The organism is Vibrio chemaguriensis (assembly GCF_012275705.1).
Lineage (GTDB): Bacteria > Pseudomonadota > Gammaproteobacteria > Enterobacterales > Vibrionaceae > Vibrio > Vibrio diabolicus.
Genome location: NZ_SHOE01000023.1, coordinates 1 through 25961, shown reverse-complemented (window position 1 = coordinate 25961; position 25961 = coordinate 1). Strand labels below are relative to the sequence as shown.

Below are 25961 nucleotides of genomic sequence, written 5' to 3'. Positions count from 1 at the left end.
CTTTTGGTGTGAGTTCGTCAGTGTATTTTCAGTTACGCTGTCACTGTTTGGTCATCTTCGACCATATTGTTTATCCAACGTTTAGATTGGATACGATAAGTCGTCAGTACGCCTTTCACAAATTCTTCAGCTAGCAAAGACATCAAGACAAAATGCAAAGGCAACCGAGTACCATACCAGTGTAATAGGTAAGGGGAATACCAATAGCCCACTGACCGAACGTATCAATAAAAATGCTGTAGCGAATATCTGCGCCACTCTTTAGTACGCCGCCAATCCCTACCATGTTAAACACTCTCAAAATCATACCCAGCGCCATGACTAAGCATACGTTAAGTGCCATTTCTGCATCGGTTAATGGGCTTAGTACCAATAGATGATGAATCAAAGGCGAGCTCAACCACACTAGGAAAAACAGTAAGGTGGCTAAGATTGCGCTGGTTAACACATACCACCATGCCGTTTTCTCGACCCGGTCATAATGTTTTGCGCCAATATCATTACCAAGAAGAACGGATGCTGCGACCGCAAATCCCATAAAGGTTGAAATCAGTACACCTTCAATTGGTGATAAGAATGAGATGATCGCAAGTTCTGAAACGCCCAATTGACCATAGATGATGCTGTAAACGATCAGTCCACCAGTCCAGAGCGCATCGTGGACCAGCATGGGTAGAGAAACCTTAAAGTATTTTTGACGATACTGCTTTAAACGGCCTTGCGCCCAATCGAACTTGGTCGGAATAAGGTATGCGTAGCGTTTACAGAAAAAGTAAATCAACACTGCCGTTTGGAAAAATCGAGAAACAAAGCTGCCAACGGCTGCACCAAATACGCCCCATTGAGGGAAGCCGAATAAACCGAAAATCAAAACATAATTAAGCACGACGTTCACGACAATCGCGGAGATACTAACGTTGGTTGCCAGTTTGGTTTGGCCTACGGAGCGCAATACCGCTTCAATAGGTACCACTATCGCCGTTGCAATGAGACTAAAGCCCGTAACCACAAGATAATCACGTGCATAAGTGACGTATTCGGGATCGTCTGACATGAAAGAGACGATCTCTTTATCAAAAATCGCATAAAGAACAATAAACGGCAGCGTCACTAAAATGGAAATAAACCAAGATTGCGCCAACGTTCTGCGGATTCCTGCGAGATTCCCTGAACCGTAATATTGAGAAGCCAGCACTGTTACTGCACCGCAAAGACCGAAAATGACTGCAAGGTTAAAGAAAAAAATGCGATTTCCGACTCCAACGGCTGCAGTGGCGGATTCGCCGAGTTGGCTCACCATGAAAATATCCACGACGCCGAGTAACGCAAAAAGCATGGATTGAAGTGAAACAGGAAGGCCAATCGCAATCAGCTTTTGCCAAAATGCTTTATCGATGTATTCGCGTGTTAAGAGCATCGCATTTCTCCTTAAAGATTAATGCGAGTAGTTTATCCCTATGATTTGGCGGTGTATTTTTCAAAGGCATCCAAAACCTTTGTAAAACTCTCCACTAGTGTATATGTGAGCCAATAAATCATGGAAGATAAACAAGAACGCTACGCGATTTCAGAAAAAACCTATCAAGAGTTTATTGATCACAGTCGAGTACTGGCATTGGAGGAGAGAGGCATTGTGCAGTGCGGAATTGCAACCTGTCGTGACTTCTTCTCTGTTTATCGTAAAAACCAAAAAAAACACATGCTGCTTTACACCGTGCGCGGTAAAGGTTGGTTAGAAAGTGGGGCGTGTCGATATGATTTGGAGCCTGGCTCGTTGATCACGGTGCCTGCAGGTGTTGAAAACGGTTTTGGTATGGAAGAGGAACCCTGGCAGATCGCATGGCTTTTTCTTGCTCCTGATAGAGCATGGCCAATGATAGAGAGTAATATTAGTTACCAGCTCACATCTGCACCTGAGGTGATGTATGCGTGTATCCAAACGTTGTTACGCAGTATTAATCTTCCTATTGATTATGGTGGTGCGGTTGGTGCACATAGCGTGGCTCAGTTAGAGCTGATGTTAAACATGCCGCCCTCAGAGTCGATATCACGCAGCCAATTGAGGCTTCGGCGCGTATTCGATCTTGTCCAGCGTCAGCTGCATAAGGATTGGAGTGTCGAGCAAGTGGCAGCTTTATATCCATGTTCGGAGCCACATTTGCACCGTCTGACTCAAAAGCAGTTTGGTCGAAGCCCGATGGCACATTTAACACGTATGCGCATGGAATACGCTGCTAGGCTACTTCGTTCAACAGAATGGCCGATTCAACATATTGGAGAGATAGTCGGATATCCAACTAGTGCCAACTTTAGTACACGTTTTAAAGCGTGGTCGAGCATGACGCCAAGAGAATTTAGGAAAAACGGAAGAGTGGATTGGTATATTGAGGAGTGAATCGTTCTTTTTATAACCGATAGAGCGCACAAAACTTATCGTAACCCAGAATTTTGTTCTCTAATTGATGAAATAAGTGAAAAATCATTTCGCCATTTTTTGCGATGGTGTTAACGTGAGGTTCGGTACTTGAATTTCAAAGGGTTATGACTTTCATGTTTTCTAATCTCCCAACTCCCGTATTAGATCCTATTTTATCTCTATCCGTTGCATACCGTAACGATGACCGTCCAAACAAGGTTGACCTTGGTATTGGCGTCTATAAGAACAGCGCAGGCGAAACGCCGATCATGAAAGCCATTCAAATGGCGCAGGATGTCGTTGTTGAAACTCAAAAAACCAAATCTTATGTTGGTCTTGCGGGTTGCGAAGAATTTAATAAAAGCATGATCGATTTGCTACTGACGGGAACGTCAGCAATAGATCGTGTTGCTGCCATTCAAACGCCAGGTGCAAGTGGTGCGCTGCGTATGTTAGGTGACCTGATGAAGGTCGCACAGCCAGATACGACGGTTTGGATTTCAAACCCTAGCTACGTAAACCATAAACCAGTGATGGAAGCGGCAGGTCTTAAAGTTAAGTTCTACCATTACTTTTCTCCAGAAACGAAACAAGTAGACACAGCAAAAATGATGGATGATCTTGCGAAAGCAGGGCCTTCTGATGTTGTATTGCTGCATGGTTGTTGTCACAACCCAACAGGCGCAGATATCGATTTTTCTGCTTGGCAAGCCATTACGGAATTGTCACAGAAGAACGGTTTCACACCATTTGTTGATATTGCCTACCAAGGCTTTGGTGATGGCCTAGAGGAAGACGCAAAAGGGCTTCGCTTCATGGCAGATAACGTTGAAGAGATGTTAATTACGACATCATGTTCGAAGAACTTTGGCCTATATCGCGAGCGCACAGGTGCGGCGATTGTCGTTGGTAAGAACATGCAAGACGTGGCCAACGCAAAAGGCAAGTTACTTACGTTAGCGCGTTCTACTTACACGATGCCACCCGATCATGGAGCGGCTTTGGTTAAGACGATTCTTCAAGATGACAACCTGACTTCCGTTTGGAAGCAAGAGTTGAGTGAAATGCAACATCGTTTGGTTAGTCTTCGTCAAAGTTTGTGTAACGAATTGAGAAACAACCATAATACCGATCAATTTGACTTCATTGAGGGTCACAAAGGCATGTTTACTGTGCTAGGCTTTAGTGAAAACCAAATGGCGCAACTGCGTGAAGATTATGGCATTTATGGTGTTGGCGATGGTCGAATTAACATCGCTGGACTTACCGAAACTCATATTCCATACGTAGCGGACGCAATTAAGAAAGTATCTCAAGCTTAATTGGAGTGTGGATGAAAAACTGGAAACTGATTCTGCCGCTTATGATGAGCGGCAGTTTAATTGCTTGTACGTCAACTCAAACGACGCCGGAACCTGCTGAGCCTGAGTCGCCGAAGGTCGAAGAACCTGTCAAAGTAGAGCCAGAAGTGAAACCAGAGGTTGATCCAACGCCTGAGGTTGAGCCTAAGCCTGAAGTAAAACCTGAGAAAAAGCCCGAGCCAAAACCGACAAAACCAGCCAAAGTGACAAAGACACCAGACGGCATGTTGATTCTTGGTTCTGAAGAGTGGGTTTACGTTCCTGAAATTGATCAAACCTTCAAAGCTAGGGTCGATACAGGGGCGACAACATCATCAATTAGCGCGACAGACATTGTTCCGTTTGAGCGTGATGGTAAAGATTGGGTTCAGTTTAAGATCGACTTGGGCGATAAAGAAACTAAAGAGTTTAAAGTACCTGTAGAGCGCTGGGCTAAAATCAAGCAGTCATCGTCAGAAGAGGTGGATAAACGAGCGGTAGTAAAAGCGTATATTACCGTCGGTGACCACAAAGAAAAGACTGAGTTTACGTTAGCTGAGCGTGGGCATATGAAGTTTCCAATTTTACTTGGTCGAAGCTTTTTTAGAGATATCGCCGTTGTGGATGTATCGAAAAAGTATGTCCAAGATAAACCTAAAAAATCCGGCAAAAATTAATGCCTTGTTACTAGTTCCGGCTAACAATCGGTACTTAACAAAAATGGCCTCCGAAACCGGAGGCCATTTTTATTGAATCACACACTTATTAATGCAACTGCTTAGTTACTTAATTAAAATGCAAAACGAGCAGACATCACAATTTGTTGGCCATAGACACCATTATTTTTGAAATCCGCGCCAAGTGATAGTTGCTGAGTAGAGTGGAATCTTGCGCCAAAATTATAAACGGTATTGGAATCGTCGTTATCCATTATTTGACCGATACGGGCATGTAGCTCAACATTTTGCATGAACCAAATACGAGTACCAATATTCACCTCAGTGCGCCACTCGTCACCCACTTTATCACTGCCGTTTTCTTTAATGTTGTGTACCAACATTTGGCCATAAATATCTGCAAATTGGCCTGCTGGGCCGTTAAAGCCAATACCACCAGCAATGTCCCAGTCTCCGCTAAACTCACTGTCTGCGCGAGCAATGAAGTGGGTGTTTTCTGTAAAGTAGGTATTGAACTCGCCACCAAATGTACCAGGGCTAGTGCCCATGCGAAATTCCATCGTGTTGTAGTTGAAATTATTTGCATGTGCGGAAAGTGGCAAAACAGCGCACAAACCAAAGGCTGCAACCTTTAGAGCTTTACCTAGCATGGTGTCTCCGGGCAAGATGATTAAAATGAACAAAAAAATGGTCTGCAAAAAGCAGACCAAGATTGATGAAGCTATCATTTTAAGTGCTTGCCGTCACCATTTAGCTGTAATGCTCACCACATCATGCTGATATCCAAAGCAATCGGGGGTGTTTTACATGATCACCAGTTGCTCGACTTCAATTTCTGGCTTATTTCCGCCTTCAAATTCGCCAAACAGACGGACTTTAGTCGTGTGATCAATCGGAGTATTTAGCTGAATATCGTCATCCAGTTCGACCATCACTTCACCGGAACCATCGCTAAAGACAAACTTATCCGCGCGAACTTGACGCAATAAGTTACCTTCAACGACCACATCTTTTTCAGTAAACATATTGGAGTCGTTTAGCAAGGCGTCCAATTTCTCCACAGTGACAGGACCGTTAAACTGCAAGTTTGATTGGTTTTGAGCGTTATCTTTCGCGAACGCGATAGAAGGAGCAATAGCTAAGGCGGCGATTGTTGCGATAATTGTATTCTTTTTCATGTTACATCCTCATCGGTTTGTTTTGATGGGTTCATTAAAACAGGGCTTGTTTGAACCAATGATGATTTCAACATTCATATTCTATTCATTTGCTTGAGTAAGTGGGGACGATGACGTTATGATTGTTCATCTTCCTCTATTCCTTACAAATGTTCATGAAATCAGCGATCCCATCTTTAATGGTTCAAGGCACCACTTCGGATGCCGGAAAAAGTGTCCTTGTGGCAGGTTTATGCCGTGTATTAGCAAGAAAAGGGATAAATGTTGCCCCATTTAAGCCACAAAACATGGCACTAAATAGTGCGGTAACCAAAGATGGCGGTGAAATAGGTCGAGCACAGGCCGTTCAGGCACAGGCGTGTAATATTGAGCCAACCGTACATATGAATCCGGTTTTGATTAAACCTAACAGTGATACAGGTGCTCAGATCATTTTGCAGGGTAAGGCGATTTCCAATATGGATGCGGCTGGCTTTCATGATTACAAGAAAGTGGCGATGGACACGGTGTTAGATTCCTTCTCTCGTCTGACTCAAGAATTTGATTCGATCATTATCGAGGGCGCGGGGAGTCCTGCTGAAATCAATTTACGAGAAGGCGATATTGCAAACATGGGTTTTGCTGAGGCCGCTGATGTACCAGTGATCATTGTTGCTGATATTGATCGTGGTGGAGTGTTTGCACATTTGTACGGAACACTTGCGTTACTTTCTGAATCTGAACAAGCGCGAGTAAAAGGATTTGTTATCAACCGTTTTCGAGGTGATATTCGTTTATTGCAATCGGGCCTCGATTGGCTAGAAGAAAAAACAGGTAAACCTGTACTTGGTGTACTTCCTTTTCTCCATGGTTTGAATTTAGAAGCAGAAGACGCGATCACTGCGCAGCAAGAGTTGCACTCTGAGGTAAAACTGAATGTTGTTGTGCCTGTTTTAACCCGGATTAGTAATCATACTGATTTTGATGTGCTGCGATTGAATCCAGACATCAATCTACGTTATGTAGGTAAAGGCGAAAAAATAGATAAAGCCGACCTGGTTATTTTGCCTGGGACCAAATCTGTGAGAGACGATCTGGAGTATCTAAGAAGCCAAGGGTGGGATAACGATATATTACGTCATATTCGTCTTGGTGGAAAAGTGATTGGTATCTGTGGCGGCTACCAGATGCTTGGAAACTTGATTGATGATCCAAACGGCGTCGAAGGCCAACCAGGTCAAAGCGAAGGACTTGGCTTGCTTGATATCACTACGACGCTAACTAACAGCAAACAGCTTACAAACACACAAGCACAGCTTTCTCTTAACGGCAAAACAGCCAATGTAAAGGGTTATGAAATCCACGTAGGACAGAGTGAAGTGCAGGGCGTTCAACCTCTTACATTGAGTACCGGTGAAGCAGAGGGGGCTAGCAGCAAGTGTGGCCAAATCATGGGAACCTACCTTCACGGGTTCTTTGATGAGGCAGATGTCTTAAGCCTGGTGTCAGAGTGGGTAAACGGCACTCAAATCAAACAACAAGACTTTGAAGAGTTAAAGGAGCAAGGAATTAATCGTATTGCAGATGCGATAGAACAACATATGAACCTTGATTTTTTGTTTAAATAGCACATTAACTGATTGAACTTTCTACCCAAATAACCAGTTCTTTCGCTTGCCTTGTATTGGAGTTTCTCTATGAAAGCATGGAAAACGCATGCTTGCCTCGCGGCAATATTAAGCATTTCATTTTCAGCTAACGCAGCTACGAACCTCAAAGTGTATGCGGCGTCTTCGATGACGAATGCGATCGACGAAATCGCACAAAACTTTGAAGAAAAGTATGACGTTTCTATCACTCCCGTTTATGGTGGTTCTTCTTCTATCGCTCGACAAATTATCAACGGCGCACCAGCGGATATATTTATTTCTGCGAATACAAAATGGATGGATTATTTGGTCGATAAAGACGTTATTTCTCGTGACAATGTCACAAGCTTGGTGCGCAATAGCTTAGTGTTGATTGCGCCTCAGTCTTCAGAATTAACCTCATTTAACTTCTCTGATGCAACAGCATGGGAAAAGGCATTGCATGGAAATCGCCTTGCGTTAGGCAATCCGACGTCAGTGCCTGCTGGTATGTACGCGAAAGAATCACTGACTACACTGGGTGTATGGAAAGAGATTCAAACTCAAATCGCACCAGCAAAGAATGTGCGCCTAGCTTTGGCGTTGGTTGAACGTGGAGAAGCACCTTTAGGCGTGGTCTACAAAACTGATGCGCAGTTAACCGACAAAGTCAAAATTGTTGGTGAATTCGCGAGTGATACGCATGCGGCCATTGTTTATCCGGCTGCGGTTGTGAATGATTCTACTGAGTCCGAGCAGTTCTTCCAGTACCTAAAATCGGACGAAGCCGCACGCGTTTTTGCTCAATATGGCTTTCAGCAATAAACCGGCTTTCAATCATAGGAACGAAGCGTGACAGAACTGGAATACCAAGCCTTAATGTTAAGCCTCAAAGTGGGCGCGTACGCAGTACTTTGGCTCATTCCTCTCGGCGTTTTTCTTGCTTGTCTACTTTCTCGAAAAACGTTCTTCGGTAAATCGATCCTCGATAGCTTAATTCATTTACCACTGGTATTGCCGCCAGTGGTTATCGGCTATTTGTTGTTGATTTCTCTTGGGCGGCAAGGGTTTCTTGGAAAGTGGCTCTATGAACATGTAGGGCTAGTCTTTAGCTTTAATTGGAAAGGAGCAGTAGTCGCTTGTATTGTCGTGGCCTTGCCTTTGATGGTTCGGTCTGTGCGGTTAAGTTTAGAGAACGTCGACCCAAAACTGGAACATGCCGCTTCAACGTTAGGCGCTTCTCCTTTAAAAGTTTTTCTCACCATTACGTTACCACTGACCATTCCCGGAATTATTACTGGGACGATGCTGTCTTTTGCTCGTAGTCTTGGTGAGTTCGGGGCGACGATCAGTTTCGTCTCTAACATTCCGGGAGAGACCCAAACGATTCCACTGGCAATGTACAACTTTATTGAAACGCCAGGTGCGGAAATGCAGGCGGCTCGCCTATGTATCATTTCTATCGCGCTAGCTTTGTCTACATTAATGATCTCTGAATGGCTAAATCGCAAAGCGGCAAGTCGATTGGGTGCGAAGTAATGACGATTAAAGTTCAATTTAAACAAATGCTTGGTGATACTGATTTCGACATTAAACTTGAGTTACCTTGTAACGGAATTAGCGCTTTGTTTGGGCGATCTGGTGCGGGAAAAACCACGTTAATTAATATCATCAGCGGATTAGTTGCACCAAAGCTGGGACATGTTGCGATTGGTGATCACGTTTTGTTTGATAGTGAAAAGGGGATCAACTTACCAACACACAAGCGCGGCATTGGTTACGTGTTTCAAGATTCACGTTTATTTCCTCACTATTCGGTTCAAGGCAATTTGTTGTATGGCGTTAAAGAAAAAGATGACGAGTACTTTGATGCAGTCACCGAACTCTTGTCTATCAAACCGTTACTAAAGCGCTTCCCGATCTCACTGTCTGGTGGTGAAAAGCAACGTGTTGCGATTGCGCGCGCATTACTATCAAAACCCAACTTGCTTTTGATGGATGAACCACTTGCGTCGCTTGATATGCCGAGAAAACGTGAGGTGATGCCATTTCTGGAGGAATTGTCGGATAAGGTTAATATTCCGATTATCTATGTCACGCATAGCCTGCAGGAGATCTTAAGACTCGCGCAACACCTCGCTATTATCGATCAAGGTAAAATTACGAGTTCAGGTAAGCTTGAAGAGGTGTGGGCTTCTCATGCGATGCGTCCATGGCAGTCTTTCTCGGATCAAAGCAGCTTATTTGAAGGCCGAATTGCTGAACATCATGAGCGTTATGCGCTGACTTGTGTCAGCCTTGCACCTAATGCATCACTATGGGTGCAAAAGATTGATGGTGAGCCAGAGACGCCAATTCGCTTACAAGTGCGTGCCAACGACGTTTCTATTACGCTAGAGCAACCTAAGGCGACTTCTATTCGAAATATCCTGCCTGCGACGGTCGATTCAATCGAGGTGTTTAACGCGGCTGATGATAAACAGAGTATTAATGTATCGCTAAAGCTAGATGAGGGATGTTATTTGTGGGCAACGATAACACCTTGGGCGCTTGATGATCTCGACTTAAAGGCAGGTGATAGTGTATTCGCACAAATTAAAGGTGTCAGTGTCACGCAAAAAGACGTGGCATTAGCGCCGCATTAATCGTTTAAAGCTACGCACGCTTAATGATCAAAAAAGGCCGCAAACGCGGCCTTTATTTTGTCGGAAAAACGTTATTTTGCGAACACTTCTTTGAATTCGCGTTTAAGAAGTGGGTCGCGACGTGCTTTCTTAAGTTGCTTAACCATGTCTTTCACGCAGTTGTGAAGCACATTATCAAGTAATTGAGCGCGGTATTCTTCTTTATCTTCATCTGTCATGTTTTCTGGCAGATTAAGAGTAGGGAATTCTTCCATCACGTTGATACCAGCAAATGCTTGGCCAACAGAAACTAGAGCATGAAATTGCTCGAAGTTATCTAGAATGTTCTGAGCACTTGCAGGCATTTCGTCCCAAGACTCACGCACTGCTTCTTCAGACACTTCATGGATAGAGGTAACCATTTCGAACATTTGCTCTGGAACTTCGTCAAACTCGATAACTTTACGTAGTTCAGGAGAAATGGTTGCTAGATCGATTTTTTTGCTTTCGCTGTTAGTTGCTTCTGACATGGTGTGTCTCTCATTACAAAAAGGCGGGAATATTAATACCAAATGCATCAAATAGCTATACCCATGTGTCCGCAAGATGACCAGAACACGTGAGTTTGTTGAACTAACGTTCGTTGGTCATGTTTTGGTAGGGCAATTTTCAGTGTAATCGTTATAGACAATTGATTCCGTGATATTTAAACAAAAATATAGCACTTAATTATGAGTCGAATGCAACAACTCTTTGAGTATGGTATATGTTTAATAAAGACAAAATAAGAAATGGAACGCGTTATGCAACCGACAGGGACATCAATGCGAATCCTCCTGGTTGACGATGTTCAGCTAGATAGGATGCAGTTGGCTATTCGTCTTAAGCAACTTGGACATATTGTAAAAGCGGTGGGTAGTGGGCTAGAAGCACTAAACACCTACGAGAGTTTTGATCCTGAACTGGTATTACTCGATATATCGATGCCAGATATGAACGGTTTTGAAGTCTCTCTTCATATCAGAGAAACCTTTCCCGACTGGATCCCAATAATTTTCCTGAGCAGTCACGAAGAGCCAGAAATGATTGCAAAAGCCATAGAGGCCGGCGGTGATGATTATTTAATTAAACCCGTAGATAAACTCGTACTGAACTCTAAGCTTATCGCAATGCAGCGTATTGCCCATATGAGACGAGAGCTTAAACAAGCGACAGCTCAGTTGGAGAAAGTGAATCAACTTTTGACCCAGCAAGCGAATGAAGATGGCTTAACCAAACTCTATAACCGTCGTTATATCGATCATAAGTTAGAATCGATGGTTGCATGGCATGGCCGTCACAACATGCCAATGGCTTTGATTTTATTGGACGTCGATTTTTTCAAACCCTTTAATGATAATTACGGTCATATAGAAGGAGATCGTTGCTTGCAAGCCATTGCGAACCAACTTAAAGCAACATTTTGTCGCTCTGGCGAATACGTAGGGCGTTATGGCGGAGAAGAGTTTGTGGTGTTACTGGGTTGCACAGACGCCCAAACCGCAGAGAGAGAAGCAGAACGTATACAAGAGGCCATGTATTTTCTGGATTACCCACATGAGTATTCTAGTGTGTCTAGTAGAGTGACAGTGTCACAGGGTGTTTTTGTTTTTCAACCAACGGGAAAAGAGCAGCAGTCTGATTTGTATGCGACGGTGGATAGAGCGTTGTATACCTCAAAGTCTTTAGGAAGAAATACACATACGGTGGTAAATACAAGTTGAAACAAGCTGTTATCAATAGTTACGCCTTAGCTACACTGTCACTTTTCTCATTATGTTCTAAGGCTAATTCGATTCAAGATCAGATACAAAAAGAGTATGAAAGGAACTTTGCTATTGGGAGCGTTCTGTCAGATAGCGATGTCTTTACGGTAGGATTTCATGATTTCGATCCGAACGAATACTTCAACATAGATAACGAAGACATTGGTACTCAAGATTCGGTTGATCTCAGAAAGAAGATCGCTGTATCAACGCTACCATTTAGTTTTGATTTGTTTGAACAAGAGGGAATACAAACTCACTACCTATTAAATGGCCGAGTTTATGCCTTAAGTACAGAGCAAGATGTGTATGTAGACCAAAAAGGACAGATTCCAGATAAAAGTAAAGAGTTAGTCATGGGCGGATATATTGAGTTTGCTGGAGAAAAATACCTCACAGACAAACTAACGCTTAGTGGCGCAATCGGCTCACACTTAATGTACTATCAAAACGATTATAGTTATCGTAGTAATGCACTGAATGACCTAAAACCATTTCTAGAAGATGTATACCTAAACACCAGTGCTTGGGCCGTTGTTGGAGAAGTCAACACAAAGCTCAAATACCTAGAGCATGAATCGTGGGGGAAATGGTACCTCTGGTCGGCTCCTCACTATTTTTATGGCACTGGCTGGGGTAAAGCAAATAATGGTGATATTGGCAATCCGGAAGGCTGGTATTGGGTCAATGGAATAAAGGTGTTTTATGATTTTACCCACATTGGAGATACTGTGCAGTCAGTGTATTCGAGCTTCAATCGAGTTGATATTGGTGGTGATACAAGAAAACCCATGAATACTGTACACTACTACGAAGCTAGTGTTGGATGGTTAATGACACCACCATTTGACTCCGATTGGATAGATAATATCGGGATCGGATTAACGATCAATTATGGCAGTGCGTTAAAAGGAGGAAGCTTAGTCTTGTTCTTTAATCAAGATTAGTCAGCTAACTTTCGCTCTGGGGTATTAATGAAGCCTCACGCAATTGCGTCCAGCTTTTTTCGCTTTGTAAAGCGCTTCGTCCGCTAACTTAATCACGTCCTGAGGTGCTTGACCGTTTTTGCTGTCGGCCGCTCCGAAACTTGCGGTAACAAAGACTGACTTTCTCCTCGAACTGTCGTTACCACGCTTTTTTTGACCTTGTTTATGGTTATCTGGGCGGGATTCTTCATCACGTAAAATCATCTCATACTCTGCAATGGATTTACGTGCTTCTTCTAAAAACTCTTTACACTCATCTGCGTACTTGCCTTTAAAGACGATGGTAAATTCTTCTCCGCCAAATCGATATACTTTTGCGCCACCGGGAGTTTTAGTTAGACGCGAAGCGACCATTTTTAATACGTCATCACCCGTATCGTGACCGTAGGTATCGTTAAACTTTTTAAAGTGGTCAACATCAAGCATTGCGATCGTGAACTTTTTGCCCATGTGTTTTAAGTCAAGGTCGAGTGCGCGCCTACTCGGGATCCGCGTTAAGCTATCTGTGAAAGCCAATTGATGGCTGGCAGAGGCAGCATAAATAATGATAAGCAATCCCGTTAGGGTAAACATGGTGCTAGATATGTATTGCACATCAAAGAAAATGAACGTCGCGGACGCCAGCACCATTGCAGAGTAGGTCATAGCATGGATGATTTCATTCTTCTTTAAAACAAGAATTCCGAGGAAGCAGACAATACCCACACAATATAAAACTAGAATAAAAGGCAGTTTAGAAACCGTAGGTACGATAAATAAAATGCCGCTTGTCCATTGTTCAAACCCACCTTCAACGTAATACGCTAACGTAAGGTAAGACCAAAGAACGAACATCGTTAACATCAAGAGGTAAGTAAACATGGCTCTTGAGTCGAAACCGTCTTTACTAAACAAAAATACCGCAAGAAAAGAAACAGGAAGTAGCGTGGCTAAAATGGTCAACTCAAGTAAGGCTGTACCACTTTGAAGTGGGACTTGTAGCCTGTGCTGTATCACGAAATAGGCCAGTAACATCGCTAAGCACACCATTGACTCCCTACCTTGCTTAAATGAATAGCAAAGGAGCAGTGCACAGCCTAACAGTATGTACGGCAAATTTGCGGCAATACCCCAGTTTGACTGAGTCATCTGAATGATGTTGTTCATGCTCGAACTCACTAATCCCAGCAACATAAATGGGAAAAGGAACCGAAAGCCTGATGAAGTCATTGATGATGAGGACATCTATTACAAATTGCCTGAAAATAGTTGCTTATATAATTGGTTAGGTTAAGCGTTTCATCAATATAGATATTAATCTGCTATCGATTTTCATGCTTCGAGAACTAGCAAGAATACGTCTATTTGCTCATTTTCCCAAGTATTTTGGGAGACATTACGACAAAAAGAGAGAGATTGATTAAATTAAGAGCAATCAATAAGTTGTTATAAACAAGTCGTTGCTATACTTGTTTTCATAGATCAAGGGAGATTTGCCAATGCAGATAAGTTCAGATGTGCATAACTACATGGAAACACTTGTTGGACAAGTGCTCAGTTTGCCTCAGTTTGTAGAGCAGTATGACAACGAGCAGCTCGCAGATATTGCGTGCCTTGCACTTATTCAGCTCAAACCCGTCTATATTCGTCATGATATTGATTTTTTATCTTCGCTTCCGGAACAAAAGCTCACCCAATTTAAGCAAAGTGCGGATATCGCGGTGAAGAACGCGGCAGAAATGGTGAAAGAAGACCGGCGTAAAAACCGAGATCATGATGTACCTGTAATTTTTACCCATACCAGTTATGATGAAGACAAAGAATTGGACTGGTATGAAAAACCAATCCTCAATGTCAATATTAAGTGATACAAGCTTAATCTATCGATGAGCTTACCCAAGGAGGAACCGTGGGATTTTTTTCGCGTTTGTTTGGTGGTAGTGAAAAGACTGCTGAAGTAAAAACTGTGGAACCAGTTAAGTACAAAGGTTTCCTTATTTACCAAGAGAGCCTTTCAGAGGGTGGGCAATACCGCATTGCTGGTCGAATAGAAAAGCAATACGACGATGAAGTAAAAACGCATCGATTTATTCGTTCAGATTTGCTCGGCTCGGAACAAGATGCCAATGAACTTATGTTGAAGAAATCTCAAATGTTTATCGATCAAATGGGCGATAAAATCTTCGACTAACAATTCACCGCAACTTGATTCCAATCATCTTAAAAAGAGCCATTAGTGTATATGCTGATGGCTCTTTCTTTTTTAGAGCTTAAATGTTTGTTAAGTCAGCATTTAATTATGATCTGGTTAGACCTCAGCCTAGTAAGGCATGGCGTTGTTATTTTTCGTGCTCAGAGCGACAATCATTCATTACTTAGCGTTATATGTAATGAAATTTAGTATTTAAATTACAAAACACTTGAAGTAATGAGACGCGTTCGATACAAACAGAATAATAACAGGGCTGTTAGTCAAGGTGTTATTGTGCAAATGGGTGGCCCCAAACACCATCTTTCGTTTGCAATTGTCTTGCGTGGTAAACAGATAGAAATAAAAAAGAGTTAGAGTAGAGCTACGCTCTGTTTTGGGACTAATTTATTGATATGTATACAAGGAGTATGCGTTTTGCAAATCGGTGTACCTAAAGAGATACTTGCGGGTGAATCGCGAGTAGCTGCATCGCCGAAGTCGGTTGAGCAGTTAATAAAGTTGGGATTCGATATCGCGATTGAATCCCAAGCGGGGGTGCTTGCGAGTTTCGATGATGCTGCTTATGAAGCTGCTGGTGCGAAAATCGTTTCTAGTGAAGAAGTTTGGGCATCTGGTCTTATTCTAAAAGTTAATGCGCCAATCGTAGATGAAGAACAAGGCATTGACGAAATCGCACTACTACAAGATGGTGCAACACTTGTTAGCTTTATTTGGCCTGCTCAAAACGCAGAGTTGATGGAACAACTTTCAAGTAAGAACATTAACGTTCTTGCCATGGATTCTGTTCCTCGTATCTCTCGTGCACAAGCCTTAGACGCGCTCTCTTCGATGGCTAACATCGCTGGGTATCGTGCGGTTGTTGAAGCAGCTCATGAGTTTGGTCGTTTCTTTACAGGTCAAATCACGGCTGCCGGTAAAGTACCACCAGCGAAAGTATTGGTCGCTGGTGCGGGTGTGGCTGGTTTGGCTGCAATCGGTGCTGCGGGTAGCCTAGGGGCTATTGTTCGTGCATTTGACGTTCGCCCAGAAGTAAAAGAACAAGTTGAGTCCATGGGAGCAGAGTTCCTGACCGTGGATTTCCAAGAAGACTCTGGTTCTGGTGACGGCTACGCAAAAGAAATGTCCGATGACTTCAACAAAAAAGCGGCAGAGTTATATGCAGAGCAAGCTAAAGATGTTGATATCATCATTACAACGGCACTAATCCCTGGCAAACCTGCTCCGAAGCTGATCACCAAGGAAATGGTCGACAGCATGAAAGCGGGCAGTGTCATTGTTGACTTGGCAGCTGCTAATGGCGGTAACTGTGAATACACTGTGAAAGACCAAGTTATCATGACAGATAATGGCGTAAAAATTGTTGGTTACACTGACATGGTCGGCCGTTTGCCAACGCAATCTTCTCAACTTTACGCGACAAACCTTGTTAACCTTCTAAAACTGCTGTGTAAAGAAAAAGACGGTAACATCAATATTGATTTCGAAGATGTTGTTATCCGTGGTGTCACCGTGGTTAAAGAAGGTGAAATTACATGGCCTGCGCCACCAATCCAGGTTTCAGCGCAGCCGCAAGTGAAACAAGAGCAACCTGCGAAACCAGAGCCTAAAGTAGAAGAACCTACCTCTCCAACGAAGAAAATTATTGGTGTAGCCGCGGCAGTAGGTGCTTTTGCTTGGATTGCATCGGTTGCGCCGGCAGCGTTCCTTTCTCACTTTACTGTATTTGTTTTAGCTTGTGTTGTCGGCTACTACGTGGTTTGGAATGTTACCCATGCACTTCATACTCCGCTTATGTCGGTAACGAATGCTATCTCCGGCATTATTGTGGTTGGTGCATTACTGCAAATTGGGCAAGGTAATGGGGTCGTTTCATTCCTATCCTTTATTGCTGTATTGATCGCCAGCATCAATATCTTCGGTGGTTTCACCGTCACCAAGCGTATGCTTGAAATGTTCCGCAAAGATAAATAGGAGTTACAATGTCTGCAGGATTAGTACAAGCAGCTTACATTGTTGCTGCATTATTTTTCATCATGAGTTTGGCGGGGCTTTCAAAGCAAGAGTCCGCTCGTAATGGTAACTACTATGGTATCGCAGGTATGACGATCGCGCTGATCGCGACGATCTTCAGCCCTGATGCTCAAGGCTTTGGGTGGATCATTATTGCGATGGCGATCGGTGGGGCGATCGGTATTTTCTATGCGAAGAAAGTAGAAATGACCGAAATGCCAGAACTGGTTGCGATACTGCACAGCTTTGTAGGTTTAGCTGCGGTTTTAGTTGGCTACAACAGTTACCTTGATGCGCCAGAAGCAGCAACTCATGCTGAACATGTTATCCACCTTGTAGAAGTATTCTTGGGTGTTTTCATTGGTGCCGTAACCTTCACGGGTTCAATTGTTGCATTTGGTAAGTTACGTGGTGTGATTTCTTCTTCGCCGCTTAACCTTCCTCACAAGCACAAAATGAACCTTGCAGCGGTTGTGATTTCTACGCTTCTTATGATCTACTTCGTAAAAGCAGATGGCAGCATGTTCGCTCTGATTGTGATGACATTGATTGCGTTCGCGTTCGGTTACCACTTAGTTGCTTCAATTGGTGGTGCTGATATGCCAGTTGTCGTTTCAATGCTGAACTCATATTCAGGTTGGGCAGCAGCAGCAGCAGGTTTCATGCTCGCAAATGATCTATTAATCGTAACAGGTGCGTTGGTTGGTTCTTCAGGTGCGATTCTTTCTTACATCATGTGTAAAGCCATGAACCGTTCGTTTATCAGTGTTATTGCTGGTGGCTTTGGTCAAGAGATTGTAATTTCAGGTGACGAAGAGCAGGGCGAACACCGCGAAACAACGGCAGAAGAAGTCGCTGAAATGCTGAAGAACTCAAAATCAGTAATAATCACTCCAGGATATGGTATGGCTGTAGCGCAAGCGCAGTATCCAGTGCATGAAATTACTGACGTACTTCGTTCAAAAGGTATTGAGGTTCGCTTTGGTATTCACCCAGTAGCAGGTCGTCTTCCGGGACATATGAACGTGTTACTTGCTGAAGCGAAAGTACCGTATGATATCGTTCTTGAAATGGATGAAATCAATGATGACTTCGCTGAAACAGATACCGTACTGGTTATCGGCGCTAACGATACGGTAAACCCAGCAGCTCTTGAAGATCCGAACAGCCCGATTGCTGGTATGCCTGTACTGGAGGTTTGGAACGCGAAAAATGTAGTGGTATTCAAGCGTTCAATGAATACTGGTTACGCAGGTGTACAGAACCCACTGTTCTTCAAAGAAAATACATCAATGCTATTTGGTGATGCGAAGGAAAGTGTTGAGTCTATTTTTAAAGCACTCTAACCATTCTTGATTTAAAACTATACAGGGTCAGCAATCGCTGGCCCTTTTTTGTTCCGTTTCAATGTTATAGTAATGCAAATCCTTCTGTTAGCAGATGTCAATTGCTTGTAGATTGATGTATAGTTTTGGCTAATGTAACAAGTGACGGTAACAGTTTGATTAAAAAGTTTTTGCTCGGTTTTGCAACTGTATTGCCGCTTTTTTCGGCACCTGCATTTTCCGATTCACTACCAGAAAGAATAGATACGTTTACAGAGCTATTTAATTATGAAGTAGCTCTTAAATCGTATGATATTCGTATTCTGCAATCAAATTATCCTACCAAGTTACTTGCGCCAGATTCGCTTCTGCCGCAAACGTCTGACTATCCGTTAAAAGATATACAGCAGCTTTACAGCTTAGCGAATACTTGTCGTGGTAAATTGCCACTGAGTCCTTTAATTACTGAGCCGTTAGTATTTACAAGAGCTATCTGTAAAGGGACGCAACTGACACCACGTTGGTTTTCGCGTAGTGGCCTCATTCACCCTGGTGGTGGGACTTATGCTGCACGCTATGTGGATAAGTATCCAGAACTCAAACCCAAGCTTGCTCAATACATGCATATTAAAGAGCGTGACAATGAGGAAGGGGATGAGTTGTTAGAAAGCTTGAAAAACATGGACGACGACGCCATTAATGCTTTGATTGCAGGCGCGAGCATGTTTATCGAAGGTAACGAACTTTGGTTACGACGTGGTGACCGTTACTTTGTCTTCGAGAAAGATATCTGGGAAGAAAACGTCGCTAATGCGGGTCTGTCGTACGCTCTAGCGTCTCAAAGCAAAAGTTGCTTTGTTAAACGAGGCAATATTTGTTGGGATGTAGAAGATCACTCACAAGTTTTGCGGATCAGTATGATCATACTGGTAATCGCAAATATTCTTCTAGTGATTGGTTGGGCTGTATACCGCTGGAATAGTAAGCGAGAAGAGCTCCGTAGTAGAATGCTTGTGTTGCAAATTTTAACGCATGAGCTCAGAACACCTATTGCATCTCTATCACTGACGGTTGAGGGCTTTCGCCGAGAGTTCGAGCATCTACCTGAAAGCGTATATGACGAGTTTCGCAGATTGTGTGAAGATACACGTCGTTTGCGTCAATTGGCAGAAGCGAGTAAAGATTATTTGCAATCTGATAACCAAATGCTTGCAACAGACTGGGTTCCGTCTGTCGCAGACTGGTTAGAATTTAAGATCGAAGAAGAATTTGATAGTGCCGTGCTTTTCAACATCAATGAAGATGTGGCTGCTAAAGTTAATGTGTACTGGTTAGGAACTTGTATCGATAACTTGCTTCGTAATGCGCTTAAGTACGGTATTGCACCGGTTGAATTGGATGTTTCAACTAGTGAAGAAAAAATAGTATTCCAAGTCCGAGATGCTGGTGGCCTAACGGCTAAAGATTGGGCAAATTTGAAGAAACCGTTCGTCAGTAAGAGCGGGTTAGGACTTGGGTTAACAATCGTTGAATCTATGGTAGGCCGCATGGGCGGAAAAATGTCCCTGATGGGACCACCTACAACTTTTATATTGGAGATACCTTGTGAAACAGACACTGCTTCTCGTTGAGGACGATAAAAACTTGGCTGATGGCCTGTTAGTAAGCCTGGAACAAGCAGGATATGAGTGTTTACATGTGGAACGTATTGCAGACGTAGAACCACAATGGAAAAAAGCTGACTTGGTTATTCTAGATCGCCAACTCCCAGATGGTGACTCTGTACAATGTCTCCCAGAATGGAAACAGATTAAAGACGTACCAGTTATCTTGCTAACGGCACTTGTTACCGTAAAAGATAAAGTTGCAGGCCTTGATTCCGGCGCGAACGACTACTTAACGAAGCCTTTTGCTGAAGCGGAACTCTTTGCGAGAATCCGTGCACAGCTACGAGCACCGGATTCAGCAGAGCAAAGCAGCGCTGATAAAGTGATCACAAAAGACTTAGAAATTGATCGTTCAACTCGTGAAGTTACCTATAAAGATGAGCTAATTACGTTAACTCGTACAGAGTTTGATCTACTGCTATTTTTAGCGTCGAACTTAGGTCGCGTGTTTACTCGTGATGAGCTACTTGACCACGTTTGGGGTTATAATCACTTCCCAACAACACGTACTGTGGATACGCACGTATTGCAGCTTCGTCAAAAACTGCCAGGACTGGAAATTGAAACACTTCGCGGTGTTGGCTACAAGATGAAAGCATAAGTCATAATGAAAACACTACTCCCCGTAGTTCTCTCATTAGCGTTAGTGACACCAGTCCATGCAATGGACTGGTTTCAAACTAACACGCCTTTAACGCAGGCACATCAACACTTACTTGAAGATGATCTTGCCGGTATGTTCAACTCTCTTGTTGAACTGTGGCAAACGGAACCAAGTAAAGATTTGACTCCTCATCTCAATGACCTTCTTGGTCAGTCACTATCTAAAAACTGTGGCAAGTCTCTCACTGGTGTAACGCTGCCTGAATGGATAAGTGGCGTGAACGTTATTCGTCAGACTATCCAAAGCCCTGGGCGAGATACATTTAGGTTAGTGATCAAGCTAAGAGCTACAACTGACATCGAAAATATTTCATTTAATCGATGGGTGGATGATTCTATATCCGCAGACAGTTCATTCAGTTATGAAGAACAGCCGAGCGGTACGGAATTAGCCAATGAGCGTAGTTATTCGAAACGCTATAACCTCACGGGTAAGCTTGAAGCAGGCTTGTATCACTTAACTATTGTTTCTAAAGATAAACAAGAGTATCGAACTTGGGTAATATTAGGAGATTCCAATTCTTCGCAATATGTTCGTTGGACATCTAAAGAGAATTGGAAAGTAGAAAAGAGCGCACTTCGTAATCCCCATTGTCCATTACCGCAACTTGAAGTTGGTTTATATGACTACATTGATGGTCAATACGAGCAAATGTGGAAAAAGACGTACGAGTCTAACTATCCCAATTCACTAGAGCTTGCGGGCGTCCCAAATGATAGATACGTGTTGGCAGTGAGTATCAACAGTCGTCGTTGGCAGGGCGATATAATTGTTGAGCAAGCTCAAACTATTAGCCGAACCTATGATCTTTCCCAAGAAGAATAGTTAAAGAAATACCATTTGTGCCGATAAAGGTTCAGGAAGAACCAAAATCACAAGTGTAGTATGAAAACCAAATATAAAATTCTAGCCACCTCTGTTGCCACCACACTTTTCGCAAACGTTGCTTCGGCTGCCACTTATGCGATAGAAGCTCGTAGCGATGCGATGGGGGGCGTTGGTACGGTATCAGCAACTTATCTGACTGCTCCTTTTTTCAACCCCGCACTTACTGCAATTTATCGCCGAAACGACGATGCAGGAATGATCGTGCCAAGTTTTGGTGGTAACTACGATGATCAATATGATCTTGTCGATGAAATCGAACGCATCAGCAAATTGACCGATGTCGATGAAATCAAAAAATCGATGAATGCCATAGATGGAAAAAAAACTGACTTTGATCTTGGTGGCGTTGTCGCTATAGGTATTCCTAATAAATTTTTATCTGCAACTGCTTACGGTAAGTTATACACTGAATCATTCGTACAACCAAAAGTAGATACGTCAGGTACTAATCCGTTAGACGATAGCTACGTACAAGGTGTTTCTATTGGTGTTGCTGAAGCAGGTGTATCACTTGCTAAATACACCAACTTTATGAATCAACACCTTTCATTTGGTGTTACGCCTAAACTTCAGCGTATTTATACGTACTCTTACGCCACGAGTTTTCAGAATTTCGATACCAAAGACTTACGTGAACATGAGACAGCGGAAACGATGTTTAACTTGGATGCGGGCGCGCTTTGGTTCTTTGGCCCATATCGTGTCGGTATTTCAGCAAAAAACTTGATCGGAAGAGACGTTAAAACAAAATCGTTCATGTATGGCAGTGATACGATAAAATCATACGAATACAGCATGCGTCCCGTATATACGGTCGGGGCAGGGGTTGTTGCCGATTACTTTACTATGAGTGTCGACTACGATCTTAATGAAGAAAAACGTTTTTCATCCTTTGATGATAATACACAAATGATTCGAGCTGGTATTGAATTTGATATCTTGCGTCAAATGGCATTGCGAGCGGGTTATATGAAAAACTTAGCTCGAAGTAGCGACGAAGGTACCATTACTGCAGGTATTGGACTGTCTCCACTTAAGTTGATCGAATTAGATATTGCTGCTCAGTACACGAACGAGAACGCAATGGGGGCATCCATTAATTTCCTTGCGACCTATTAATTGAATCGTTATAGTCTGCTCCTCAAAATGAGGAGCTTTTTTATGTTTGACGATTTACCCCCTCTATCTCACCAAGAGCAACAACAAGCTGTAGAGAAAATTCAAGAATTGATGGCGAAGGGCACAAGCACAGCAGAAGCCATCAAAATTGTTGCCGAACAGATTCGATCTGAGTACGCAGAAAAACAACAGCAACAAAACTAATTAATTCATATCAGGGCTTTGGCCCTGTTTTTTTGGTCCTCATATTTATCCTCAAATATTTTCATACCTTAACGTAGTTACGTCGTAACGTTATTTCTATACCTTTCAATTTATTCAACTTCCTCTATTCCGTACTAAGCAATTGGTAAAATTTTACTTGTTTAAGTTAACCTTGATGCGTTCTGGCTTGAACGAATGTGGGGTGAAATGCTATCTTTTAAATTAAAATTAATAAATTCAGTAACTTGTGTTGGTTTTTTTGTCTTGCGGTTATGTTTCGAACATCTTTTTGTGTAATTAAATTACAAGATGGTGATTGGGTATGTTTTCAAGTAGAGGATTATGCTGTAAAGATAAAAAAGACACGTTGTAACAGAAAAATAAAATCTGAATATAGTTATATAGTTGACGTTATATAGACAGTAAGTGCTCGCAGACGTATGTCGGTTTTAGGTTGAACATAGGAGTGTTGGACTCTGTTTTAACTCTAAATCTTGTCTTTAATTCAGTGTTGTCTATGAAATAACTCTTAATCTTGATCGATGGATTACACGAAAAAATTACTTATTGCCAAGTGGTTTTACTAAACTAGGCGACGTTGTAATTAGGAATATAAAACAAGCTGCAATAGAAATTGACAGGGTTTAGAAGCGTAGTGACGGCGTAACGTGGGTTTGTTTGCGTTAGTTACATAGTTATGTATATCTTAAGGAGGGAGAACAAAATGGGCCACATATCAATAACCGGTTCCTAAGTCACTAGTTGACTTCACGAGCCTTCAATGGCTATTAGATAGCTGATCGTTCGGCTGTTTCCACATTCTTATATCAAACTCCAATATTTTCATGAAATATGAGTTTAGACATTGCATTCGCTCTTAGTGAACTAGACTTACTATAAGCACATGAAAACTAACTAGGAGAGAAAGAATGAGTTACAAGCACGTTTTAGTCGCTGTTGATTTATCTCAATCTAGCCAAGTCGTTATCGAAAAAGCAATAACTCAAGCAAAGAACTCGAACGCCAAACTTTCATTCGTTTATGTGGATGTTGATCGTGTGATCATGGAGCCGAAAGAAGAACAAAAGTTGCAAAAGGAGCTACAAGAACTCGCTGATAAATGCCTATATCCAGTACACGAGACGATGGCAGTTATCGGTGACCTTCATATCAAATTGTCGGGAATCGTAAAAAAAGAGGGAATAGACCTAGTTGTCTGCGGTCATCATCATAATTTATTGAGCCGTTTCTTTTCATCGGTACCAAGGGTAGCGAATGAGGTTGAAGCGGATTTATTGATTGTTTACTTGGATGAGTGACAGTAACGCAGGTTTGTGCCGCATCTTTTGTAATCCCGTTTTTCGCATATTAAAAAGCCGAACGTTTGCGTTCGGCTTTGCGTATGATTGACAACAAAATAACTAACCAGGAATGGCAGATGCCTCTTGGGATAAAATAGATGCAGACTCTGCGTTTGACTGTAAATCAAAATGCACGTTAACTTGCACACCTTCTCGCTCAAAAGTGACATCATCAAAATCGGTCATAGCAATTTTGAATCCATTTCTAGCAAAAAAGCCAGTCACCATAGTTCGCTGCTTAATTTCTAGTGCAGACGCGAGTAGCTTATCCATGGCATTCTCCTTGGTTATTGTGGGGATATGGGTAGAAGATACACGCAGAACGGTATGAAATCAATTTAATATAAAGCTGCTTTCGATTAAATTTTTAATGTAAGTCAATCTATCGTTTAACCCACGTGATTTATTCCACGCAAAGCCTTGATAATGAAACGGTATAGCATCTCATGTTGTGATAACAAGCATAAAGTTGGGGATTTTCATAAATGCCTAACGAGGCTCTTTGAAACAATACGTTACAAAGCTTCTCGCTAGACCTCATGAGTTATCAAAGGAAAATTATAAACCTGAAAAGCCATCCTAAAGTGATTCATTTTTCAATATTTTTGATAACTCAGACCTAATAAAAGTAGATATTTCAGCTAGCTTTCTTGGTAAAGGGTTTTGATAAGGGTAGGCGATATACATGGAGCGTTCTATATCAAAATTTTGTGAAATTTTGATATTGTTGTCTATATGGTTACCTTTTACAAGGTAATTTGGAATGACGCCAACCCCAACCCCCTCAGAGACAAAGTTTATTAAAATAGAGGTGTTATCAACTTCGATAACGTCAGTGTACTGCTTTTTAATTGATTCCTTATTCGAGTGATTCTTGTAGATTAATAGCGTGTTGTTATTGGCATTGTTAACTGTAGATATTAAAACATCGTTATAATCACCGATTTTATGTGCAATCAGAGTGTCATCAATAATATTATTAAGCCTAATCGCTAAATCTACGTTGCTTTCTAATAAATTCTCAACATTGTTACTTGATGATATTTCAAAGTTCACTGCTGGATATCGCTCTTGTAAGCCTTTAAGAACAGAGCCAAAAATAGAAGAGGCTATAGAGTTGGGCATTGTAATTTTAAACTTTCCATTAATGCATTCACTCAACGAGCTAGCTCTGTAATTTAACTCCTGCAAGCTCTCTAACGTTTTGATGGCAAGCTCTCTAATGCTTTCACCATGATCAGTTAAAACGAGTTTTCTTGTTGTCCTGTGGACGAGTGTTACACCAAGTTGTTTTTCTAATGCCGCTAACTGCCTGCTGACTTGAGCTTTCGACTTTCCAAGTTCTTTTGATGCCTCTGTAAGAGAGAGGTGTTTACAAATGGCTGCAAAGCAGACCAGCTCATTGTTCATCAATTCCATGATTGTTACCTTTTTGCAACTCTGAGTCACGTTGTCTTTTAACGGGAGGGAAAGTATAACTTGCATCAACGGAGGGGGACAATGATATTTAAAAGCCGTCATGAAATAATGGCAGACTACTATCTTGATAAAACCATATTGGATATTAAGTTAAACAAATATCCTGAAGAAATTAACTCAATCGACTTAAATAACGAAAAAGAAAATTTAAAAATAAAAATTCTCTCTCGTGAAATTACTAAGTTGGATTCAGGTAATTTAATTGTCGATTGCGCATCATTGATAATGACTCATTCAATATCGACAAAAGCAATAATAAATATCGAACTTGAAAATAATTCTTTAAATTATAAAGTTAAAAATGTGAGAATATTTAAATATGAAGACTGCAATACAAAATTCGAAAAAATCTGTTTATCAGAAAGGTACATTGTATAGAATCTGTCTCTTATACACATCTGACGCTGCCGACGAATAGCC

26 protein-coding genes and 1 pseudogene are annotated in these 25961 nt (G+C 42.1%); 20 read left to right on the top strand and 7 right to left on the bottom strand.

The window, feature by feature from the left end; genetic code table 11:
* Positions 1-32 precede the first annotated feature (32 nt).
* A pseudogene (locus EX191_RS18405) lies at positions 33-1417 on the bottom strand (MATE family efflux transporter).
* A gap of 120 nt (positions 1418-1537) precedes the next feature.
* On the opposite strand from EX191_RS18405, the gene EX191_RS18400 reads away from it, so the two are divergent.
* The 3 genes from EX191_RS18400 to EX191_RS18390 all read left to right on the top strand — a co-directional run bounded on the left by EX191_RS18400 (position 1538) and on the right by EX191_RS18390 (position 4433).
* A complete protein-coding gene (locus EX191_RS18400; protein WP_134645680.1) occupies positions 1538-2395 on the top strand; it encodes an AraC family transcriptional regulator in 858 nt (285 codons plus the stop codon).
* 155 nt (positions 2396-2550) lie between these two features.
* Entirely contained in the window at positions 2551-3738 is a 1188-nt protein-coding gene (locus EX191_RS18395) for an amino acid aminotransferase (RefSeq protein WP_168187765.1), read from the top strand.
* An 11-nt stretch (positions 3739-3749) separates the two neighbouring features.
* Positions 3750-4433, top strand: coding sequence for an ATP-dependent zinc protease family protein (locus EX191_RS18390; protein WP_005394517.1), 684 nt, complete (start codon positions 3750-3752; stop codon positions 4431-4433).
* A 113-nt stretch (positions 4434-4546) separates the two neighbouring features.
* Here EX191_RS18390 and EX191_RS18385 read toward each other — a convergent pair whose 3' ends face one another.
* Together EX191_RS18385 and EX191_RS18380 are read right to left on the bottom strand one after the other, a co-directional pair.
* Complete coding sequence (locus EX191_RS18385) at positions 4547-5083, bottom strand: hypothetical protein (protein WP_005394515.1); 537 nt, start codon at positions 5081-5083, stop codon at positions 4547-4549.
* Between the two features lie 153 nt (positions 5084-5236).
* A complete protein-coding gene (locus tag EX191_RS18380) occupies positions 5237-5611 on the bottom strand; it encodes a YgiW/YdeI family stress tolerance OB fold protein (RefSeq protein WP_193448224.1) in 375 nt (124 codons plus the stop codon).
* A 155-nt stretch (positions 5612-5766) separates the two neighbouring features.
* Here EX191_RS18380 and EX191_RS18375 point away from each other — a divergent pair, with 155 nt between their 5' ends.
* From EX191_RS18375 to modC, 4 genes are all read left to right on the top strand, one after another.
* A complete protein-coding gene (locus EX191_RS18375) occupies positions 5767-7218 on the top strand; it encodes a cobyric acid synthase (RefSeq protein WP_193448223.1) in 1452 nt (483 codons plus the stop codon).
* Between the two features lie 69 nt (positions 7219-7287).
* Positions 7288-8043: a molybdate ABC transporter substrate-binding protein gene (modA, locus tag EX191_RS18370; RefSeq protein ID WP_085343792.1), complete on the top strand. Its 756-nt coding sequence runs from the start codon at positions 7288-7290 to the stop codon at positions 8041-8043.
* A gap of 27 nt (positions 8044-8070) precedes the next feature.
* Positions 8071-8757 (top strand): molybdate ABC transporter permease subunit, encoded by a 687-nt coding sequence (gene modB / locus EX191_RS18365; RefSeq protein WP_193448222.1) that lies wholly within the window; start codon positions 8071-8073, stop codon positions 8755-8757.
* Positions 8757-9863 (top strand): molybdenum ABC transporter ATP-binding protein ModC, encoded by a 1107-nt coding sequence (gene modC / locus EX191_RS18360; RefSeq protein ID WP_193448221.1) that lies wholly within the window; start codon positions 8757-8759, stop codon positions 9861-9863. Before modB ends, modC begins: the two co-directional genes overlap by 1 nt.
* Positions 9864-9934: 71 nt before the next feature.
* On the opposite strand, the gene EX191_RS18355 is transcribed toward modC, so the two are convergent.
* Positions 9935-10372 carry a DUF3069 domain-containing protein gene (locus tag EX191_RS18355; protein WP_005394495.1) on the bottom strand — a complete coding sequence of 146 codons (438 nt, stop codon included), beginning with the start codon at positions 10370-10372 and terminating at the stop codon, positions 9935-9937.
* A gap of 273 nt (positions 10373-10645) precedes the next feature.
* Between EX191_RS18355 and EX191_RS18350 the strand changes: the two genes are divergently transcribed.
* Both EX191_RS18350 and EX191_RS18345 read left to right on the top strand, forming a co-directional pair.
* Positions 10646-11605: a GGDEF domain-containing response regulator gene (locus EX191_RS18350; RefSeq protein ID WP_167427511.1), complete on the top strand. Its 960-nt coding sequence runs from the start codon at positions 10646-10648 to the stop codon at positions 11603-11605.
* The gene (locus tag EX191_RS18345) at positions 11602-12594 is read left to right on the top strand and encodes a Solitary outer membrane autotransporter beta-barrel domain (protein ID WP_193448220.1); all 993 of its coding nucleotides are present in this window, start codon (positions 11602-11604) and stop codon (positions 12592-12594) included. The genes EX191_RS18350 and EX191_RS18345 overlap by 4 nt, the downstream gene beginning before the upstream one ends.
* Before the next feature lie 24 nt (positions 12595-12618).
* Here the strand turns inward: EX191_RS18345 and EX191_RS18340 are convergent, their stop codons facing one another.
* Complete coding sequence (locus tag EX191_RS18340; protein ID WP_048625059.1) at positions 12619-13857, bottom strand: GGDEF domain-containing protein; 1239 nt, start codon at positions 13855-13857, stop codon at positions 12619-12621.
* A 254-nt stretch (positions 13858-14111) separates the two neighbouring features.
* On the opposite strand from EX191_RS18340, the gene EX191_RS18335 reads away from it, so the two are divergent.
* The 10 genes from EX191_RS18335 (at position 14112) to EX191_RS18290 (ending at position 24020) form a co-directional block, all read left to right on the top strand.
* The gene (locus EX191_RS18335) at positions 14112-14480 is read left to right on the top strand and encodes a late competence development ComFB family protein (RefSeq protein ID WP_005394489.1); all 369 of its coding nucleotides are present in this window, start codon (positions 14112-14114) and stop codon (positions 14478-14480) included.
* Between the two features lie 41 nt (positions 14481-14521).
* Entirely contained in the window at positions 14522-14803 is a 282-nt protein-coding gene (locus tag EX191_RS18330) for an HlyU family transcriptional regulator (protein ID WP_012842269.1), read from the top strand.
* A gap of 435 nt (positions 14804-15238) precedes the next feature.
* Positions 15239-16795 (top strand): Re/Si-specific NAD(P)(+) transhydrogenase subunit alpha, encoded by a 1557-nt coding sequence (locus EX191_RS18325; RefSeq protein ID WP_005394487.1) that lies wholly within the window; start codon positions 15239-15241, stop codon positions 16793-16795.
* Between the two features lie 8 nt (positions 16796-16803).
* On the top strand, positions 16804-18180 hold the full coding sequence (gene pntB / locus EX191_RS18320) for a Re/Si-specific NAD(P)(+) transhydrogenase subunit beta (protein ID WP_005394484.1): 1377 nt from the start codon (positions 16804-16806) through the stop codon (positions 18178-18180).
* A gap of 155 nt (positions 18181-18335) precedes the next feature.
* Entirely contained in the window at positions 18336-19790 is a 1455-nt protein-coding gene (gene vxrA / locus EX191_RS18315; RefSeq protein ID WP_005394482.1) for a sensor histidine kinase VxrA, read from the top strand.
* Positions 19765-20427, top strand: coding sequence for a response regulator transcription factor VxrB (vxrB, locus tag EX191_RS18310; protein WP_005394480.1), 663 nt, complete (start codon positions 19765-19767; stop codon positions 20425-20427). The genes vxrA and vxrB overlap by 26 nt, the downstream gene beginning before the upstream one ends.
* Positions 20428-20433: 6 nt before the next feature.
* Positions 20434-21315 carry a DUF2861 family protein gene (locus tag EX191_RS18305; protein ID WP_193448219.1) on the top strand — a complete coding sequence of 294 codons (882 nt, stop codon included), beginning with the start codon at positions 20434-20436 and terminating at the stop codon, positions 21313-21315.
* Between the two features lie 60 nt (positions 21316-21375).
* The gene (locus EX191_RS18300) at positions 21376-22497 is read left to right on the top strand and encodes a conjugal transfer protein TraF (RefSeq protein ID WP_046875459.1); all 1122 of its coding nucleotides are present in this window, start codon (positions 21376-21378) and stop codon (positions 22495-22497) included.
* A 42-nt stretch (positions 22498-22539) separates the two neighbouring features.
* Positions 22540-22701: a YoaH family protein gene (locus EX191_RS18295; protein ID WP_005394474.1), complete on the top strand. Its 162-nt coding sequence runs from the start codon at positions 22540-22542 to the stop codon at positions 22699-22701.
* A gap of 929 nt (positions 22702-23630) precedes the next feature.
* On the top strand, positions 23631-24020 hold the full coding sequence (locus tag EX191_RS18290; RefSeq protein ID WP_012842271.1) for a universal stress protein: 390 nt from the start codon (positions 23631-23633) through the stop codon (positions 24018-24020).
* A 102-nt stretch (positions 24021-24122) separates the two neighbouring features.
* On the opposite strand, the gene EX191_RS18285 is transcribed toward EX191_RS18290, so the two are convergent.
* On the bottom strand, positions 24123-24335 hold the full coding sequence (locus EX191_RS18285) for a hypothetical protein (protein WP_012842272.1): 213 nt from the start codon (positions 24333-24335) through the stop codon (positions 24123-24125).
* A 306-nt stretch (positions 24336-24641) separates the two neighbouring features.
* Entirely contained in the window at positions 24642-25481 is an 840-nt protein-coding gene (locus EX191_RS18280) for a LysR family transcriptional regulator (protein ID WP_193448218.1), read from the bottom strand.
* An 81-nt stretch (positions 25482-25562) separates the two neighbouring features.
* On the opposite strand from EX191_RS18280, the gene EX191_RS18275 reads away from it, so the two are divergent.
* On the top strand, positions 25563-25919 hold the full coding sequence (locus tag EX191_RS18275; RefSeq protein ID WP_164665634.1) for a hypothetical protein: 357 nt from the start codon (positions 25563-25565) through the stop codon (positions 25917-25919).
* The last annotated feature ends 42 nt before the right edge of the window (positions 25920-25961 follow it).